Source organism: Pantoea trifolii, assembly GCF_024506435.1.
In the GTDB taxonomy this organism is placed as follows: domain Bacteria; phylum Pseudomonadota; class Gammaproteobacteria; order Enterobacterales; family Enterobacteriaceae; genus Pantoea; species Pantoea trifolii.
The window spans coordinates 725,905-742,969 of the sequence record NZ_JANIET010000002.1 but is presented as its reverse complement, the minus strand read 5'-3'; the positions used below and the strand labels follow the sequence as shown (position 1 = coordinate 742,969).

Below are 17,065 nucleotides of genomic sequence, written 5' to 3'. Positions count from 1 at the left end.
AGTCTGCGACGCGGCGAAAAGTCGTGAGCTTATACAGGTATACGCACTAACAGGATAAAGGCATGACTCAGCAAGATGACAACGTGCTCGGCAACTATCTGCGTGAACGCCGCCAGCGGCTGGATGCGGCGAAACTCGGTTACACCTTGCTGCGCCGCCGCACGCCGGGCCTGCGCCGGGAAGAAGTGGCGGTACGCGCGTGTGTCAGCACCACGTGGTATACGTGGCTGGAGCAGGGCAGAGGCGGCGCGCCCTCAGAAGAAGTGCTGGAACGTCTAGCTCGCGCATTGGAGCTGAGCGCCGCCGAGCGCGATCACCTGTTTTTGCTGGCGCAAAATCGTCTGCCGGGCGTGACATGGCAAGCGGGCGTGGATGTTTCGCCATCGCTACAGCGCGTACTCGACAGCATGGAGAACACGCCAGCGCTGGTGAAAACCGCAGAGTGGCAAGTGGTGGCATGGAACCGTGCGGCGACCAAAGTGTTTGTCGATTACGCCGAGCTGCCGCCTGCCCAGCGCAATATCCTGCTGATGATGTTCCGTAATGAGGAGATGAAAAAGCGTCTGCCGGACTGGCATAAAGTGACACGCGGCATGGTGGCCAACTTCCGCGCGGATGTGGCGCGAACCGGCGCCAGCGAGCATGTGCGCGCGCTGGTGGATGAGCTGTGCGAGATGAGCGACACCTTCCGCCAGCTGTGGCAATCGCAGGAAGTGAGTCAGCATGGCGAAGGCATCAAACAGCTGTGGCTGCCCGACGAAGGTGTGCTGGAGCTGGAATACAGCACCTTCGCGGTTGAAGGCAAACCGGGTTTAAGTCTGGTGGTGTTTAATCCGCGTCAGCAGCACGATCGGGATTGTGTAGCGCGGCTGATGGCGCGTCCGTAGCGGCGCGATAGTGGGCTTCCATCTCATCCAGCGCCGCCTGATTCTCCAGCCCCCATTGATACATCTGCTCAATCGGTGCCGCGAACGTCATCCCGAGCGGCGTTAAGCGGTAATCGACTTTCGGCGGCACCACATCATAAACGTGACGGGCAATCAGGCCGCGCTGCTCCAGCTCTTTCAGCGTTTGAAACAGCATCTTCTTCGAAATTCCCTGCAGGCTGCGCTGCAACTCGCCAGTGCGTGCGCGATGGTTCGGCCAGTGATACAGCGCGTGCAGAACCATGCTGCTCCATTTCACCGAAAACAGATCCATCAGCCGGCGCGGCGGCGAATCCGCATAAAAAAACAGCTTTCCGTCAACCATCGCGGGCATCGTTTTCGCCTCCTGTATGGTTACCAAAAGGTAACTACTATCAATTTTGCACCATGTTCACTATAGTCTGCCGCCTTCAGCTAGCCAAAGCCAGCTCATTTCGGAGGCACTATGAAAATCAATGCATTAGTCGCACACGACGCGGCCAAACCGCTCTCTTCCAGTCAGATTGCACTGCGCCCTCTGCAGCAGCAGGATGTCAAAATTGAAATTCTGTACTGCGGCGTGTGCCATTCGGATCTGCATATGGCACGTAACGAATGGGCGGTCAGCCGCTATCCGCTGGTACCGGGACATGAAATCGTCGGACGCGTGGTGGAAACCGGCGCGGACGTAACAAATTTCAAAGCGGGTGATGTCGTGGGTGTGGGCGTGATGGTCGATTCCTGCCGCGAATGCCATTTCTGCCAGCAGAAAGAAGAGCAATATTGTGAATCTGGCTTTGTTGCAACTTACAACGGCATCGATAAATACACCGGCGACAGCACGTGGGGCGGCTACGCACAGAACGTCGTGGTCGATCAGCACTTCGTGGTGTCCGTACCCCAAACTTTGCCGTTAGCGGGTGTTGCGCCGCTGTTGTGTGCGGGCGTCACGGTGTGGTCGCCGCTGCGTCACTTTAACGTGAAAGCGGGAGATAAAGTCGGCGTGGTCGGCTTGGGCGGATTAGGTCATATGGCGGTTAAACTGGCGAGTGCAATGGGCGCGGAAGTCACGCTGTTCACCACTTCCCCGGCCAAAGGTGAAGATGCGCTGCGCTTAGGTGCGTCGCGCGTGGTGGTTTCACGCGATGCGGCGCAGATGGCGGCCGCGCAAACTTCATTGGATTTCATTGTAGACTGCGTCTCAGCACCGCACGATCTCGATCCTTACCTTGCCACGCTGAAAACCAACGGTCGCTTAGTGCTTGTCGGTATTCCCGAGCAGCCGCACCAGTCTCCTAACGTCACACCGATGGTGAATCGCCGTTTGAGCATTAGCGGTTCATCGATTGGCAGCATTCAGGAAACCCAGGAGATGCTGGATTTCTGCGGTAAGCACAATATCACTGCCGATATCGAACTGATCGCCGGTGAAGCGATCGAAACCGCGTTCGCTCGTATGTTAAAAGGCGAAGTGAAGTACCGCTTCGTTATCGATATGCAAGCGACGCGCTGGTAAACGTTATTCGCCTGCACATGGTTGCAGGCGATTTCACCCTGAAATCGCCTGAGCCTGGCGCGATAAGATGCTGATGACGCTGAACTTTACCCGTCATTGTGGATAGAAATTCGCCGGTGCCCTAATGTTACGTGATATAGTTACAACATACTGTAATGATTTCTCCCGTAAATTCTGGCCTCGCTGCTGTGGTTTGGTTAATCAGGCACTAAGTTGGTTATAGCTACCTGCAATCACAGTTAAAACTCTACCTATTAACAAGGCCAGATTAGGAGCAAATTCAGTACGGAGAAGTCATCGTATTAAGCCGGTGGAAACTGACCCAACTGCTGGAACATCGCGAGCCAATCTTCCATATGCCAGGTTGTGGTAACGCGCTCACCATCCAGTAGATGAAATTCATGAAGACGCACGCTAATGCCACGTCCGGTTGGCGCAATGCCCATAAACTCGCCGAGATGCGTGCCTGTGATCTCGGCGCGCACCGCAATCTTCCCTGGCTCTTGCACCATATCGTGCACGATGATGTTGATATCAGGAAACGCCTTAATAAAACTAGCCAGAAGCGGCTTGAAACCTTCGGGTCCCGGACCTTGCCCCGGACTTAAAGGAATATCATTCCAGTCTTGGGTTACGGCTAAATCCAGTAAATCCGGTTTTTTATCACTAAAGGCGCGGTATAGCATTTCTACCGCCTTACGCTCTACTTTAAGACGGTGATTGAGTTCAGTTGTGACATTCATATTGGATCCCTTGCATCATGATTAACGGTGCATCTCACCGACTTGAGCAGTATTCCTGAATCTGTCACTATCAATCAAACAAATGGCCAATATACCGCATTATATAAAATATGAATTTTGATGGGTTCGACCTCAACCTGCTGGTGGCGTTTAATGCGTTGATGCTGGAGCGTAATGTCACTAAAGCCGCCGCCATTGTGGGTGTAAGCCAACCGGCGATGAGTGCAGCTTTATCTCGCTTACGGCGCGTATTTAACGATCCGCTGTTTATTCGTAGTGCCGAAGGCTTACTGCCGACAGCCAAAGCACAAGAGATAGCCGTGCCGGTTGCTGAAGCGTTAGGGCAGGTGAAAAACCTAATGAATCCAACTCAGATTTTCGATCCTGCCACAAAAGCGCGCAGCTTTACCTTGGGATTGACGGAATATCCACTTCACGTACTTTTGCCTTCTTTAACGCAGAAACTGGCTTTATTAGCGCCGAATTGCAGTATTCATGTGCGCTATTTTACCGATCGTGATGAAACCGTAGCCTTATTAGATGCCGGGAAAATTGATATTGCGATTGGCGTGCCACCGACCAAGGCTGAAAACCGGATACTTTCTCATCCGCTATTAACCGATGATTTTGTCACTATGATTGGACGCCACCATGACGTCGCAGAAAAGGGAATCGACCTAAAATCTTTTGTCGCAATGCGTCATATTCTGGTGTCGCCGGAAGGCAATCATTATGGATTGGTGGATCAAAAGTTGCGAGAACACAACCTGGTACGCGATATCGGCTTGACGTTACCCACAATGTTTTCTGTACCGGCGTTGTTACCTGGCACCGATTATATCGCCACCGTGCTAAGTCGTGTGGCAACTCTCACAGCAAATCAGACGCTTATCAACGTATTTACGCCACCCATTGAACTACCATCCATAACCTTCCATCTATTGTGGCATCGTCGCAATCAGCAAAATCCGGCTCATCAATGGTTGCGACAAGTGATCAACGATGTTGCTGCCACTTGTCAAACCTGACAATTTTATCGTGCACATCACGACAACATTTCCAGCGGCGCGTCACATCCTGCAATCACTTTTTGCACAATCCTGAATAAACATTTCCCGTACCGCTCCGATAACTCCCTTACAAACTTTACAAAAACAACAATCGCAGGAGCAGGGAACATGGGGCTGGTATCCCGATTACGTAATGTGCGCATCACGCGTAAACTGTCGGCAGGATTCGGCATCGTGCTGTTGTTAGTGGCACTGGCAACCGGATTGAGTGTGCAGCGCTTCAACGCTATCCATGACATCTATCAGAAAACGAATCTGATTTATGACATCAACATCGAAGTGTTCCAGGCCAAAATTAACCGCCTCAAATATCTGTATGGCGATGACAAATCCGGCCAGGTGATGGCGAACTACGTCACGCATGCGCAGCAGCTCACCGGGGAAGCGAAACAGCTTTCATGGTCGGATGGCGCCAGAGCGCGGGTGGATGAGTTGGGTATACACCTCGCCAGCTTCCAGAACAGCATTCGCGCCATGACGCAAGCCACGCAGCAACTCAGTAGCCTACGCTCACAGCTGGATTCCTTAAGCCAGCAAGACATGACCTCGCGCTACACTCAACTGATTCGCACCCCCGTTACCAATCCTGAACTCACCAACCAAATTTACGAGCAGCTGTTCGCCATTAGCAACGTGCGTGAAGAAGCCTGGGCGCTGCGTTTTAACGTTAGTGATGCGCTGCGTAAAACGTTGGAGAACCATTTTCAGCAGGCGGATCAGGGCATGAAAGCGCTCCTGGCGCAGTTGCCCCCGGAACAGCAGGGCGAATTTACCGCGTTGTGGCAGGACACCGAGAAATTCAAAAGCCTCAGCCTGCAAGCGGCGGATGCCTACGGTCAGCTGCGTACGGCGGAAGATACTGTCAAAGGGGCGGGCGATAAAAGCAGTGCGGCGATCAAACAGATCATCACCATCGTCAAAGCGCGCAACGATGAACTGGCGAACGGATCGGCGGCGATTTCACTGCTGATTGGTGGTCTGGCGATTCTGTTCGGCGTGCTGGTGGCGTGGTACATCATTCGTCAAATTACGCGTCCGGTATTCCATAACCTGGAATTGGCGGAGCGCATCGCCAATGGCGATCTCAGTTCGCAATTTGCCACCGATCGCCATGATGAACTCGGCAAGCTGACGTCGGCGATGGGACGCATGAACGAACGGCTGCGCAGCATGATTGGCGATGTGCTGAGCAGCGTCAGCAGCGTGTCGCAGGCGGCCAGCGCGATTAACCAGGGTAACCTCGATTTATCCTCACGCACCGAGCAACAAGCGGCGGCGGTGGTGGAAACCGCTGCCAGCATGGAGCAGCTCACTGCCACAGTGAAAAACAACGCCGCCAATGCGCGTCAGGCGAGTCAGATTGCGGCGGAAGCGTCACATAACGCCAACAAAGGCGGCATCGCGGTGCGTGATGTGGTGAACACCATGGGCGAAATTTCAGACAGCTCGAAAAAGATCGCCGATATCACCGCCGTCATTAATAGCATCGCCTTCCAGACCAATATCCTCGCGCTGAACGCGGCGGTGGAAGCGGCACGAGCCGGTGAGCAGGGACGTGGTTTCGCCGTGGTTGCCAGCGAAGTGCGCAATCTGGCACAGCGCAGTGCCGGTGCGGCCAAAGACATCGAGCAGTTGATCAGTGAATCGGTGGGACGTATTAGCAATGGCCATCAGCAGGTGGCGCGCGCCGGTGAAACCATGGATCAGATCCTCGGCAGCATCGCGCGCGTAAATGAAATTATGGAAGAGATTTCAGCAGCGTCGGATGAACAGAGCCGCGGCATCGAGCAAATTGCCCGTGCGGTGGGCGAGTTGGATACCACCACGCAGCAGAACGCCACGCTGGTCAGCGCCTCCTCGCATTCAGCGAATTCGCTGGAAGAGCAGGCGATGATGCTGGAGCGATTAGTGGCGCAGTTCCGCTTGCAGGGTACTGCACATTAGAAAACACAGTGGAAGTCGATCAACATCGGCTTCCATTTTCTCACTTTTCATCAGGGTGCGACATTTTTTGTGCGATTGCAGAAGCGCAAGGTAAATATTCTTAAAATATTCCACTCCACGGATAACGTTTCCCGTTAAAATGCAATTCTTGTCGTCCTGATACTTCCCGTGCATGAACTACTACTCACCTGACGATAGTCACCTGAAGCGGCGTTCCCAACGCTTCGTCCGTCGCATGTTTATCATGCGTCAGCTCGGCACGATTTTATGTTTTTTCCCAATCCTCTCAGTACTGATGGAGATGGATCGTGATCTGGCGTTTAGCGCCCTGTTATTTGTGAATGCGTTTCTCTGGCCGTGGTTGGCGTATCGCCGCGCATTGCGGGCCGAAGATTCCACCACCACCGAACGGCATAATTTAACCCTCGACGCCGCCTTCGGTGGTATTTGGGTGGCGCTAATGGCGCTGAGCCCGCTGCCTTCATTTGTCATCATGGCGGTGTTGGCCTCGGATCGTTATGCCGCTGGCGGTGCCGCGCAGTTAATTGCAGCGATGCAGGCATTTATTTGCGGCTTTGTCATGGTATGGCTGATGGATGGCGCAGGCGTAAACCTGACATTCAGTACGCAAACCGTCTGGCTGACCTTGCCGCTCGCGACCTGTTACATGCTGGTACTCAGCGTCACGTCGTACAATCTCACCTGGCAACTGCGCAAACGTAATCGTGAACTGGAACGTATAGCACTGATGGATCCCGGCCTGGAAATTCCCAATCGTCGCCTGTTTGAGCGTCGGCTGGAGAGCGAATTTCTCAGCACGCGTCGCGGCGATAGCACCGGTTATTTGCTGCTGATGGATCTCGATTATTTCAAAACAGTAAATGATACGTGGGGCCATGAGGCGGGGGATTTCCTGCTGGCAGAAATCTCCGCACTGCTGCGTAATCATGTGGGATTGCAGGATATTCCGGCACGTTTTGGCGGCGATGAGCTGGGCCTGATTGTGCATCGTGCCAGCGACGAATCGGTAGTGGCGCTGGCCCAACGATTGCAGGAAAAGATCGCGCAGGTGCGCTTACCGGCGTCGGCGGAGTTTCGTTGCTCGGTGAGTATTGGTATTGCATCGGCAGCGCATGCAGAATCCATTCGTCACTGGCTGCGGCATGCCGATGAAGCGCTGTATGAGGTGAAACGCGCCGGACGCAACGGCGTGCGCTTGTGGCAACCGTCGCTGGCCGGCGCGGCCTGAATCACACGAACTCGGGTTCGCAGTTCACCGGAAAGTTAAGCGAGTTAGCAATAAAGCAGGCTTCGTGAGCCTGATGATGCAATTCACGCGCGCGGTCCGCGTCCGCCGGATCGCGCAGCGCAATACGCGGTTTCAACGTGATATTGGTAAACCGGCCGCGCGTACCTTCAATCATTGTCCCTTCCGCCGCATCTTCATAGGCTTCGACCACTATGCCTGCGTCAGAACAGAGATGCAGATACCACAATTTGTGGCAAGCCGAGGCCGATGCCAGCAGTAACTCTTCCGGATTCCAGCGCGCCGCATCACCGCGAAACGCCGGATCGGCGCTCAGCGCTACAGTCTCTTTGCCAGCGGCAATCAGTTCCGCGTTGCGGTCATAAGCGGTATAAGATGCGGTGCCTTTACCACGGTTGCCGGTCCAGCGCACTGTGACCTGATAATGGTGCTCCTTTGCTGCCATATCTGATGCTCCTTATGAATAAACGTAACTTCAGCAGACTATCACGGAGCGCCGCTCCAATGTCTGCGGTCGGTGATATCGATTTCATGTAAGGAAATGGTCCGTGCAATGCGTTTACAGCGGAGGCTATCAGGTAAACTTAGGGAATTGGATAACGTTTTAGGGTGAATTAATAATGTTAGAGACAGACCGTTTAATCCTCCGACAATGGCAGGAAAAGGATTTACTACCCTTTGCCGAACTTAACGCCGATCCTGAGGTAATGAAGTATTTCCCAAAAGCATTGAGTCGCCGGGAAAGCGACAACGTCGTTTTAAGATTCAGAGCAATGATAGTTTTAAACCAAGGTTGGGGTTTCTGGGCCGTTGAGATGAAAGCCACCGGCGAATTTGTCGGGAGCGTGGGGTTAGCACATCAACCCGATCGCTTCGACTTTTCGCCCTGCACCGAAATTGGCTGGCGTATCAATAAAAATTTCTGGGGGCAGGGAATTGCCCAGGAAGCTGCCGAAGCATCACTAGATTATGCTTTTAATGTTTTGCATCTTCGTGAGATCGTTTCGTTCACCAGCATTCATAACACGCCATCTGAGAATTTGATGAAGCGATTGGGAATGCAGAAACAAGCAACATTTCTCCATCCCGCATTACCTGCTGAGCATGATCTTGCTGAGCATGTGCTGTATAAGATTTGTCACAACAGCCTCAGTGACTAGCTTCTCGAATCCCCGTCTCACTCAATGTCGCCCGCACATGAGGAAGACTCTGCGGATAATTTTGTTGAATAAACTCAATCATCTTTTCCCGCACATAACAGCGTAAATCCCAGGCGGTGGGGGAGTTTTGTGCCGTCATCAACATACGTATCGTCATGGTTTTGTCCGTCGTATCCGTAACCTGGAGCACCTGAGTTTGTTGATCCCAAAGTTTGGTTTCACTAAGGACTTTTTCAAAATGCTTGCGCAGAGGATCTAATGGCATGGAATAATCGAGGTAGAGAAAAACCGAGCCTAATATTTGGGCGTTATTGCGCGTCCAGTTCTGGAAGGCATTTTCGGTAAAGTAGGTAATGGGCAGAACCAGACGGCGCAGGTCCCAGATACGCACCACCACATACGTCAGGTTGATCTCTTCAATCCAGCCCCATTCATTTTCCACTACCACGGCATCATCAATTTTTATGGGTTGCGTAAAGGCAATCTGAATACCGGCAAACAAGTTAACCAGCGACTTCTGCAGCGCAAAGCCAATGATAATACCGGCAACGCCAGCACCGGCGAGAATGGTGGTGCCGAATTTTCGCACGCCAGGGAAACTAAGGAGAATCAGTGAAAGACACAACGTCACCAGTACGACGATTGCGACTTTTTTCACATACATTATCTGCGTGCGGATTTTTCGCGCGCGAAGGTTATTTGAGAGATTAATATCATAGCGAATGAACAGCATATCCTGCGCCACGTTAATCAATCGAATTATCACAGAGCAGAAGGATAGAATAATAAATATATTAATGGTGGTCGTGATAAAGCTCAGGGAGCCAGGCTGGATATTAACAGAATTAAGCCCTGTACTGATTAACAGCAAAGGTATAAACAGAAACATCGAACCACGCAGATGCTTTTCCAGTGATTTGAATAGTTTTCTGTCACGATTCTGCCAGTAGCGAATAAACCTGAGCAGGATAAATCGCGCCAGAAAACCCACTGCGAGTGAGAGCGTGACAAGTAACACAGCAGGCACCCAAGTTGGCGCACCCGATAACTCATCAAATAATAATGGCATTACTTTCCCTTTTATTAAGCCAACAACCAAGGTTGTCAGATAAGTTAAAAATTCAGTAACCATTCTTTAATCGGTTATCTGCAGATTATTTCTTTACGCTTATCAGTATAGACGCTGTGGCAGGCTTGGTTGTCAGGTGGGCATCGGTCGCCATTTATGGCGACCCTACGATGGATTGGCGGGGATTTTGTAGGGTGCGCATTCATGCGCACCTATTGTGAAAACTGGCAAATCAGTCACTTTCAACGCTATAACTTTAGCTGACTGCCCAAAATAGCATCGGCTTCCTGCAACGTAACATCGAGCCCGGCAGACGGTGTGAAGGTCAATTCACCAAAAATAACGTTACCATTGAGAAGGTAAAAATCAGCGCGGACAAATTTAAAATCCGATGCCAGTTTAACCGCATATTCTTTCATTTCAGGGAAACCTTCGGGCATTTCCGGATAACTGTTGGCATTGATTAATTCAACAGTATCTTCAAAGGGAAGCGGGTTCCAGTTCATGTCAAAATAATAGAACTTAGGTTTGCCGTTTTCTCGCTCCATGCAAACCATCACCGCATAAGGTTTTCCATTGAAACAGTAAAATTTGTAATCCTCTGGAAAACCTCCGCGCTCATTCTCAATATATTTTTCGCATAATATTTTTCGGTCTATTTTCTTATACTGCGGTTCAATGAAATGGGATGAGAAATCCTGCTTCAACCACTTATTGAGTTGCTTGTTGGTTTTATCAATGTCCAGTGAAGCTTTGTTGTCACAAATGATGTTATAGCCTGCGCCATGGTTACACTTGAGGGCAAACTTATCGGGTAATGCGCGGTAGTCAATGTCCTGCGGATCATCATACACGCCATAGAGTTGGTTAAGTATTTCACCACACCCTTTCGCTGTAACATACTCCCGCACCTTATACTTATCTGCGCACAACGTATAAATGTCACCTTTTAATTCATTAAATTTAAGCCACTGAATTTTTTCATTGAAATTGATTGGGTTGGTTAAGTTCAGCTTTTTCTTGAACTTAATGTAGTAGTGAGTTTTTGCGCAAAATTCTGGGTACATGTGAGCGCTGATTTTTAATGCGGATTTGACTGTGTGTTTTATCATTTTCATTAAAATTATCTCAGTTTGAAAATGTTAAGATGCATTTTGATGATTGTTTTATTTCTGAAAAAGTAATTGAGTAAAGTGCAAGACAAAATCTCAACGATCAAAAAACAGTATGCAGCCCCATTAATCCCGTAAGAATTAATCATTAGCCAGGATAGCGGTATGGTTAAGACACAGCATAAAAACATCTTTTTAGCCAAGTAACTGTATCCGGACTCTTTTATCATATAGCGATAACAAATTGTGCCTAATGCAGAGAACATCGTGCCAATGATAATAATGGGAATGATATTTACCGAATCCATATACTTATCGCCATACAATAAATGGATAAAGTAAGCACCAAAAATATAGAATCCACCTAAGGCAATAAGCGAAAACAGGATGACAATGCGATTGATTTTAATCAGCAGCATTTCAACGGTGATTTGATCTTTTTCGCTGTAGATCTTTGAGAAGAAGCTTGTTATTAATGCCAGCACGATAAATGACCAGGCACCTCCTATGGTTAACGCGACGCTATAAACGCCCAGGTTTGAGTAAGAGAGAATTTTTGCCAGAAAAATACTCGATATCTGCGTGTAGATGTCCGCAGATAGACTCGACAGAATCAGCGCTCCTCCGGTAAACAGCATATGCCGGTTATACACACCGGCGCCCTTACGATTGTTGTGTACTTTTGTGGTGTAGTTAAAATAGAGGAGACGCAAGATGTAAGGTATCAGCGGGATGAGAATAATCGGCAGGGTGAAGCAGTACACTGGCAGTTTAAAGTGTGAAATATAGAACCGAATCACCAGAGCAACAGATAAGCCAATCACATTAGTGATGGTGTTGATTTTTGATTTTAACTGGGTGTTATTGTAGATGGAAAAGAAGTCCATCACGATATAGTACGTAGCAATACCGTTGGCCACACCAAATAAAAACACAATGATGTCGGTGAAAAAATAGAGATAGATCAACACTGAGCTTGATGACAGCAGGAAGAAAATACGCCGTTGATTTTGCGTGTGCATCGCTAACGCAATTCCTGACTTAGTATTTTCACTCATGCGCTTAAACAGGATGTTCTGACCACCAAACCACGACAGCGTTTGCACAAATATAAATAGAGAAGTCGAAATGTTGATCTTACCAAAGTCTTCAGGGCCAATGTATTTTGCCATCAGTGCATTGATATAGATAAGCCCGATGATATTGACCGACTTTTCTAACATGATCCATATTGAGTTAGAGTACATTGCTCGTTTCTCATATCTATAGCAGTATTGATGATGTTCAACGCGTGTAATGAATCATCCCAATATGAAACTTTTTTGCTATATGCGTTAATGTTATGTTTTATTGCAGCATGGTCATATATAAGCCACACTCAATGTCATATTATTTATTTATACTTGATTAATTTGGTTGACAGTGTGGCTGATGAAATTGAATTAGTGAAGGGTTTTTTGATTAATCAGATTAATGACGTGCTTTCTCAAATAATGAGTCCATTATTTAATGCTATTCGACTATGGATAATGTGACGATGATCGTTTTTAATAGCGCCAATACTTCCTGATGAAGCCTGCAGACGATATTTACTAATATGGTGGAACTGCGGAGTATATAAACAAGAAGCGCCGGGCAGCTATGCCCGGCACTGTATTGCCGCTTAGCGGAATGAATAGCCCAGATTGACCAGACCGTAGAAGCCGCCAGACTCTCCACCGTGAAGCGCTTCGGAATATCCACCTTGTACGCCGAGCTTAACATTCTCACGTATTTGCGCGTTTACGCCACCGTTCAGGCCGATACTGGTGCCTGAAAGGTCAGTGCGGAATGAAGCCGTTGAATCTGAAACGCCCTGCACAGAGGCTGATACGTTGCTATGGCCACCAAAAGACTGTGTCAGTGAAGGTGTGACCCACCAGAGCACTTTCGCCGGGCTGTTCAGAGGAGCACCGATCCTCAATCCCGCCTGAACGGACTGGCGGCGACTGTCAGACCAGTCCAGTGATGCGGCATCGTCCTGTGCATTATCCAGTGAAATGCCCTGGATGGTGTATTGCAGTTGTGGCTCAAGCGACAGGGTAGGAGTCAGCATGAACGCCTGTCCAGCCTGTGCCGAAGCAAGCCAACCGGTGCCTGATGTCGACAACCGCGTGCCGTCATTGGAGGCCGTGGAAATGCTGTGATGGCTTACCTGCAACAGGCCATCCAAACGCAATCCTTCAAGGCTCTGACCTGAAAGATAGGCGCCACCCGTGTAGACGGTATCACGATCGGTGCCCGCTTCACTTTTCCCACCATCACGCCAGACGTCACTGCGCATCAACCCGGTTGCACCGTAAATACCGGCACGCCAGTCGGCAGTGGATCCCGAGAACTGCCAGAGGTCGCCGCCAATTTGCAGGAAGCTATAAGCGCCGCTGCTTTCCGGAACCCCGCCGCCAGTCAGGCTGCCATTATTGTCGTGACGCAACTGACCTGCCACCACGCGGCCCCACATACGGCTGTCCTGGGCATAATGGAAACGTGTATCGGCGGTGCCTGCAACCAGGCGGTCATAATCGAACGAAAGAGCAGGAAGTGCAGCATAGCTCCACATGCCATCACGGTAGTTGACTGTGTTACTGACCGGCGTACCTGTTCCGCTGTCCTGATCCGGTGTGCCCGGCGTTGCAGGCGTGGCAGGTGTTGAGGTACTGATTTGCTGGGAGGTCAGATACCAACTCTGATCGGCATTACGGTAAAGACTGTAGGAATAGGCGCCTGCTACCAGCGGCTGGTTAAGACTGAAGGCTCCTGAATCTGTTGTTGCACCGTTAATCGCACTGACCAGGTTGATCCCGTTTCCAGTGGTTTGTGCACCAAGTCCGCCGCGGTTTAGCACTCGCAGACTTGTGCTGCCCGTCGCCTGACCGCCATCAATGATCAATTTATCGGTAGGTGAACTGCTGTTGCCTGCAACGGTATTCAGGGTAATGGTCCCCCCATTGCCAACAAGATTGGTCACGGTGAGCGTGCGAGGAGTGAACGTACCCTGAGGTGCGGCAAAAACAATGCTGCCGGCATTGGTCAGCGTGTCAACCAACGAGTCGCCCGTAATATTCCAGGTACTGCTGCTGTCGATGTTGACATCGGTCGGGTCGATGATACCCGTCAGGCTGGCACTGTTCACCAGAGATAGTGATGTGCCGGAGATCGCCACTATGTCAGTGGTGGCCTGCAAACCATCCATAATCAGCGAACCGGCATTCAGATTCACCTGCGACTGAGCAAGGGTGCCACCGAGCGTCAGCGTGCCGCTTCCGTTCTTAGTCAACTGACCGGTACCAGACAGATTAGTATCCAGGGACATGTCGCTGGCTGTATCGTAAGCTGTCGTACCGTTGTTCACAAAATGATTGTCGGCAAGTGTCAGAATTCCTCCATCAGCTATATTCAGCAGTCCGCCAGCCTGAACGGTGGTATCTGTCGCGGTTCCTCCACTGTTGACCGACAAAGAACCGCCGCTATTAATCATCGCCTGTTTTGCGACGCCGCCGTCAAACACGGAAAGTGCGCCACCGGAGTTAACCGTCGTTGAAATAGCGGTACCGTAAACCTGCTGCTCACCACCGGCATTGGCAGTTGTACCATTGGCCGTGCCTCCAGCCATTACGCGTTGCACACCACCATTATTTACCACACTGCCGGAAGCGCTGCCGTTCACGTACTCGGCGCCGCCCTGATTAATAATGGTACTCTCTGAAGAATCCGTGGCGTCTACGGTTAATGAGCCGTTGTTCTCAAGCAGCACGTTTTTAGCATGGCCTGAGATGATCGAAAATTCGCCCAGCGCGTTTGTGCCGCTTAATGTAGCACCGGTGAAAGTATTGAGACGGCCGCCGGCATTAATGACCAGATCTGTCGCGTTAGCACCCTCGAAAGCATAAAGGGTGCCACCTGAATTAATGGTTGCCTGTGAGGCTGACCCACCAGTAAAAATTTGCATGTAAGCAGCGTCTTTAACGGTGGTGAGGCTTGCGCTGCCGCCACTGTAAACATACTCAGCACCGCCCGAGTTCACCTGAGTGGAGGTGGCGGTGCCGTAGATGCCCTGAGAAGCATTTGCTTCAATAATTGTACCGGTGGAGGAACCGCCGCTACTGACGTACTGGACCCCGCCTGACTTCACTGTGGTATCGATTGCCGAGCCGCTGACCCGCTGCGTCCCGCCTGCAATGACCGCTGACACCGCATTGGCTCCGGAGTAAATAGTCTGGTTCCCCCAAGCATCAATGAGCGCAGATTCACTTGTTCCACTGATAACGTACTCAAGACCACCGGATGTCACGTGGGTCGACTGTGTTGTCCCGCCAAGAACCAGAAGGGAGCCACCGTTATTAACGGTAGTCGATGTCACGTTGCCATAAACTTCCTGCTGTGCACGGCTATTAACAGTGGAGCCCGAAACATGCGCACCAACATAAATGATTTCAGAACCACCATTCAGGATGGTACCGGTGGCGCTGCCGCCGCTGTTTACGTACTGTCTGCCTGAAGAGTTGACAATAGTAGAAACTGCGCTGCCTCCGCTGGAAACAACAATGTTGGAAAGGTTTACGCCGTTACCTACGTTACTGCTGGTCACCAACCCGCCGTTGTTCACGTTCAGGTTTCCACCGCTGATCACCGAGATATTGTTGGCAATGTCTCCGTTATTCAGCGTTAAGCTACCCGAGCTCACTGTCGTGCCATCATAGGTCGTAGCGGCGGCAGTACCTGCCATTCCCATCAGGAGGAGTGTGCCGACGATGCGCTTCACGGCCATCGGTGGTCGCCCACCGCATCCAGCACGTTCTGACGCAACAACCCACGCCTGGCGCGTAGCGCTCCAGACAATTCTGTAAGCCTTATTCATGTCCCTGCCTCTTATAAGTTTTGTTCCCTGCGAGTAAATGTCGATTACGCATGGGTGGTTTAGTTACGTTTTTTGATTTCCACGGATTTGCGCGTCGAGACGGTCAATCACGCCATTTACTTGTCTACCGGTGATAAGCCGGGTGCACTCGAACTGTCGATCAGTTCCCTTGTGACGGGGACACCAGAAGTAGTCCTGGTGATCGAATTTTTCATGCATGCTGTCCCAGCATCCGCTGCAGCCATGGCTGCTGAACACCCGCCAGGGGGTGAAGAACTCAGCGCCTGGCAGCGTGAAGCCGCTGATCAGCACCACGGGAATCTGCGACGCCCAGGCAAGCCATGAGAGGCCGCTGGATAGGCCAATAAAGAAGCTCGCGTGTGTCAGCAGATCCACTCGGTCCTGCAGCGGAAGGTTGCCGGTGAAGTCTTCCGCACCGTAAGGGATGTGATTCCAGACAAAACCGTGGCCTGTCGTTGGGTCGCGATCAATGCAAAGGACGCGGTAGCCCAGCGTTTTAAGGTGTGTTACCACCTCGGCCCAGCCGCGGCCGTTGTTCCAGAATTTGGCCTGGCAGGTTGACTGCACACCAATACAGACGTAGGGCTCGGCGATCGTTCGCGGGGCGCTGAGATTAAGCCGAGGCGCTTCTTCCCGATGGTCGACGCCCAGAATGTGCCCGGCGATACGGTGAAAACCGGTCTGACGAAAATCGAGTGGTTGATGGGTATCGTTCCCGCCAAAAAATAAACCGATGCGGTAAGTGGCATAAGGCGCGCACGCCGCTTCTGCAGGAGTCGAAAAACGAATGTCGGGGTACTGGCCTTCCAGTAGTGTGATGATGTTGGGCGCCATACTGCACTCAAGTCTGCATCCATGTTGAGTGCGAAAGCGTTCGGCGTAATGGAACCACCCTAGCAGGTCACCCAGTGTGCCGACTGGAAATGAAATCAACACATGCTGATCCCTGAGCGAAAGCACTTCATCAAGCAGAGGTGAGGTCTCATCACCACGCCAGACCCGAATGCGAAAGCGGATGTAATACTTTTTAGCAGACGTTACCCAGCCTGCGCTGGATTCGCAGTGGAACAGAATATTGCCTGAATCCTCATCTATGAGCGCAACGCGCCAGCGGCCTTCCGGCAGCAAGACACGGGCACCATCGTTAAAGTCGTAACGAATGCCTGCCGGTCCCTCCCGGCTTGGAAGCATGGGTGCACTAACGAAAGGATATTGTGTCGTCTCCTGAACCTTTGAAAGTGCGTTATGGGCAGCGACCTGCAGAGGGGGATTTTGAGTCATGGCTCAGCCTCTGATTAAAATTGAGCGCACGGAGCGCACGGAGCGCACGGAGCGCACGGAGCGCACGGAGCGCATCGAGT

The 17,065-nt window shown here is 51.1% G+C and carries 14 protein-coding genes; 6 read left to right on the top strand and 8 right to left on the bottom strand.

Annotated features, from left to right (window positions below):
- The first annotated feature begins 62 nt into the window (after positions 1–62).
- On the top strand, positions 63–887 hold the full coding sequence (locus NQH49_RS22765) for a helix-turn-helix transcriptional regulator (protein WP_256699004.1): 825 nt from the start codon (positions 63–65) through the stop codon (positions 885–887).
- Here NQH49_RS22765 and NQH49_RS22760 read toward each other — a convergent pair.
- On the bottom strand, positions 829–1,260 hold the full coding sequence (locus NQH49_RS22760; RefSeq protein ID WP_256699002.1) for a winged helix-turn-helix transcriptional regulator: 432 nt from the start codon (positions 1,258–1,260) through the stop codon (positions 829–831). The genes NQH49_RS22765 and NQH49_RS22760 overlap by 59 nt on opposite strands.
- 111 nt (positions 1,261–1,371) lie before the next feature.
- Here NQH49_RS22760 and NQH49_RS22755 point away from each other — a divergent pair, with 111 nt between their 5' ends.
- Positions 1,372–2,421: an NAD(P)-dependent alcohol dehydrogenase gene (locus NQH49_RS22755; protein WP_256699001.1), complete on the top strand. Its 1,050-nt coding sequence runs from the start codon at positions 1,372–1,374 to the stop codon at positions 2,419–2,421.
- 302 nt (positions 2,422–2,723) lie between these two features.
- On the opposite strand, the gene NQH49_RS22750 is transcribed toward NQH49_RS22755, so the two are convergent.
- Positions 2,724–3,164 carry an ester cyclase gene (locus tag NQH49_RS22750; protein WP_256699000.1) on the bottom strand — a complete coding sequence of 147 codons (441 nt, stop codon included), beginning with the start codon at positions 3,162–3,164 and terminating at the stop codon, positions 2,724–2,726.
- A gap of 110 nt (positions 3,165–3,274) precedes the next feature.
- On the opposite strand from NQH49_RS22750, the gene NQH49_RS22745 reads away from it, so the two are divergent.
- The 3 genes from NQH49_RS22745 (at position 3,275) to NQH49_RS22735 (ending at position 7,427) form a co-directional block, all read left to right on the top strand.
- The gene (locus tag NQH49_RS22745; protein WP_256698999.1) at positions 3,275–4,192 is read left to right on the top strand and encodes a LysR family transcriptional regulator; all 918 of its coding nucleotides are present in this window, start codon (positions 3,275–3,277) and stop codon (positions 4,190–4,192) included.
- A 150-nt stretch (positions 4,193–4,342) separates the two neighbouring features.
- A complete protein-coding gene (locus NQH49_RS22740; protein ID WP_256698998.1) occupies positions 4,343–6,178 on the top strand; it encodes a methyl-accepting chemotaxis protein in 1,836 nt (611 codons plus the stop codon).
- A gap of 172 nt (positions 6,179–6,350) precedes the next feature.
- Positions 6,351–7,427 (top strand): diguanylate cyclase, encoded by a 1,077-nt coding sequence (locus NQH49_RS22735; protein WP_256698997.1) that lies wholly within the window; start codon positions 6,351–6,353, stop codon positions 7,425–7,427.
- Between the two features lies 1 nt (position 7,428).
- On the opposite strand, the gene NQH49_RS22730 is transcribed toward NQH49_RS22735, so the two are convergent.
- Entirely contained in the window at positions 7,429–7,890 is a 462-nt protein-coding gene (locus NQH49_RS22730) for an OsmC family protein (RefSeq protein ID WP_154156670.1), read from the bottom strand.
- A 175-nt stretch (positions 7,891–8,065) separates the two neighbouring features.
- Between NQH49_RS22730 and NQH49_RS22725 the strand changes: the two genes are divergently transcribed.
- Positions 8,066–8,605, top strand: coding sequence for a GNAT family N-acetyltransferase (locus tag NQH49_RS22725; RefSeq protein ID WP_256698996.1), 540 nt, complete (start codon positions 8,066–8,068; stop codon positions 8,603–8,605).
- Here NQH49_RS22725 and NQH49_RS22720 read toward each other — a convergent pair.
- The 5 genes from NQH49_RS22720 to NQH49_RS22700 form a co-directional block, all read right to left on the bottom strand.
- Positions 8,595–9,674 (bottom strand): mechanosensitive ion channel family protein, encoded by a 1,080-nt coding sequence (locus NQH49_RS22720; RefSeq protein ID WP_256699159.1) that lies wholly within the window; start codon positions 9,672–9,674, stop codon positions 8,595–8,597. The genes NQH49_RS22725 and NQH49_RS22720 overlap by 11 nt on opposite strands.
- A 248-nt stretch (positions 9,675–9,922) precedes the next feature.
- Positions 9,923–10,792, bottom strand: a complete 870-nt coding sequence (locus tag NQH49_RS22715) for an ATP-grasp fold amidoligase family protein (protein WP_256698995.1) — start codon at positions 10,790–10,792, stop codon at positions 9,923–9,925.
- A gap of 5 nt (positions 10,793–10,797) precedes the next feature.
- Positions 10,798–12,033: an oligosaccharide flippase family protein gene (locus NQH49_RS22710; protein WP_256698994.1), complete on the bottom strand. Its 1,236-nt coding sequence runs from the start codon at positions 12,031–12,033 to the stop codon at positions 10,798–10,800.
- A 416-nt stretch (positions 12,034–12,449) separates the two neighbouring features.
- Positions 12,450–15,683 carry an AIDA repeat-containing protein gene (locus NQH49_RS22705; RefSeq protein ID WP_256698993.1) on the bottom strand — a complete coding sequence of 1,078 codons (3,234 nt, stop codon included), beginning with the start codon at positions 15,681–15,683 and terminating at the stop codon, positions 12,450–12,452.
- 63 nt (positions 15,684–15,746) lie between these two features.
- Positions 15,747–16,895, bottom strand: coding sequence for an autotransporter strand-loop-strand O-heptosyltransferase (locus NQH49_RS22700; RefSeq protein WP_256699158.1), 1,149 nt, complete (start codon positions 16,893–16,895; stop codon positions 15,747–15,749).
- Between the last annotated feature and the right edge of the window lie 170 nt (positions 16,896–17,065).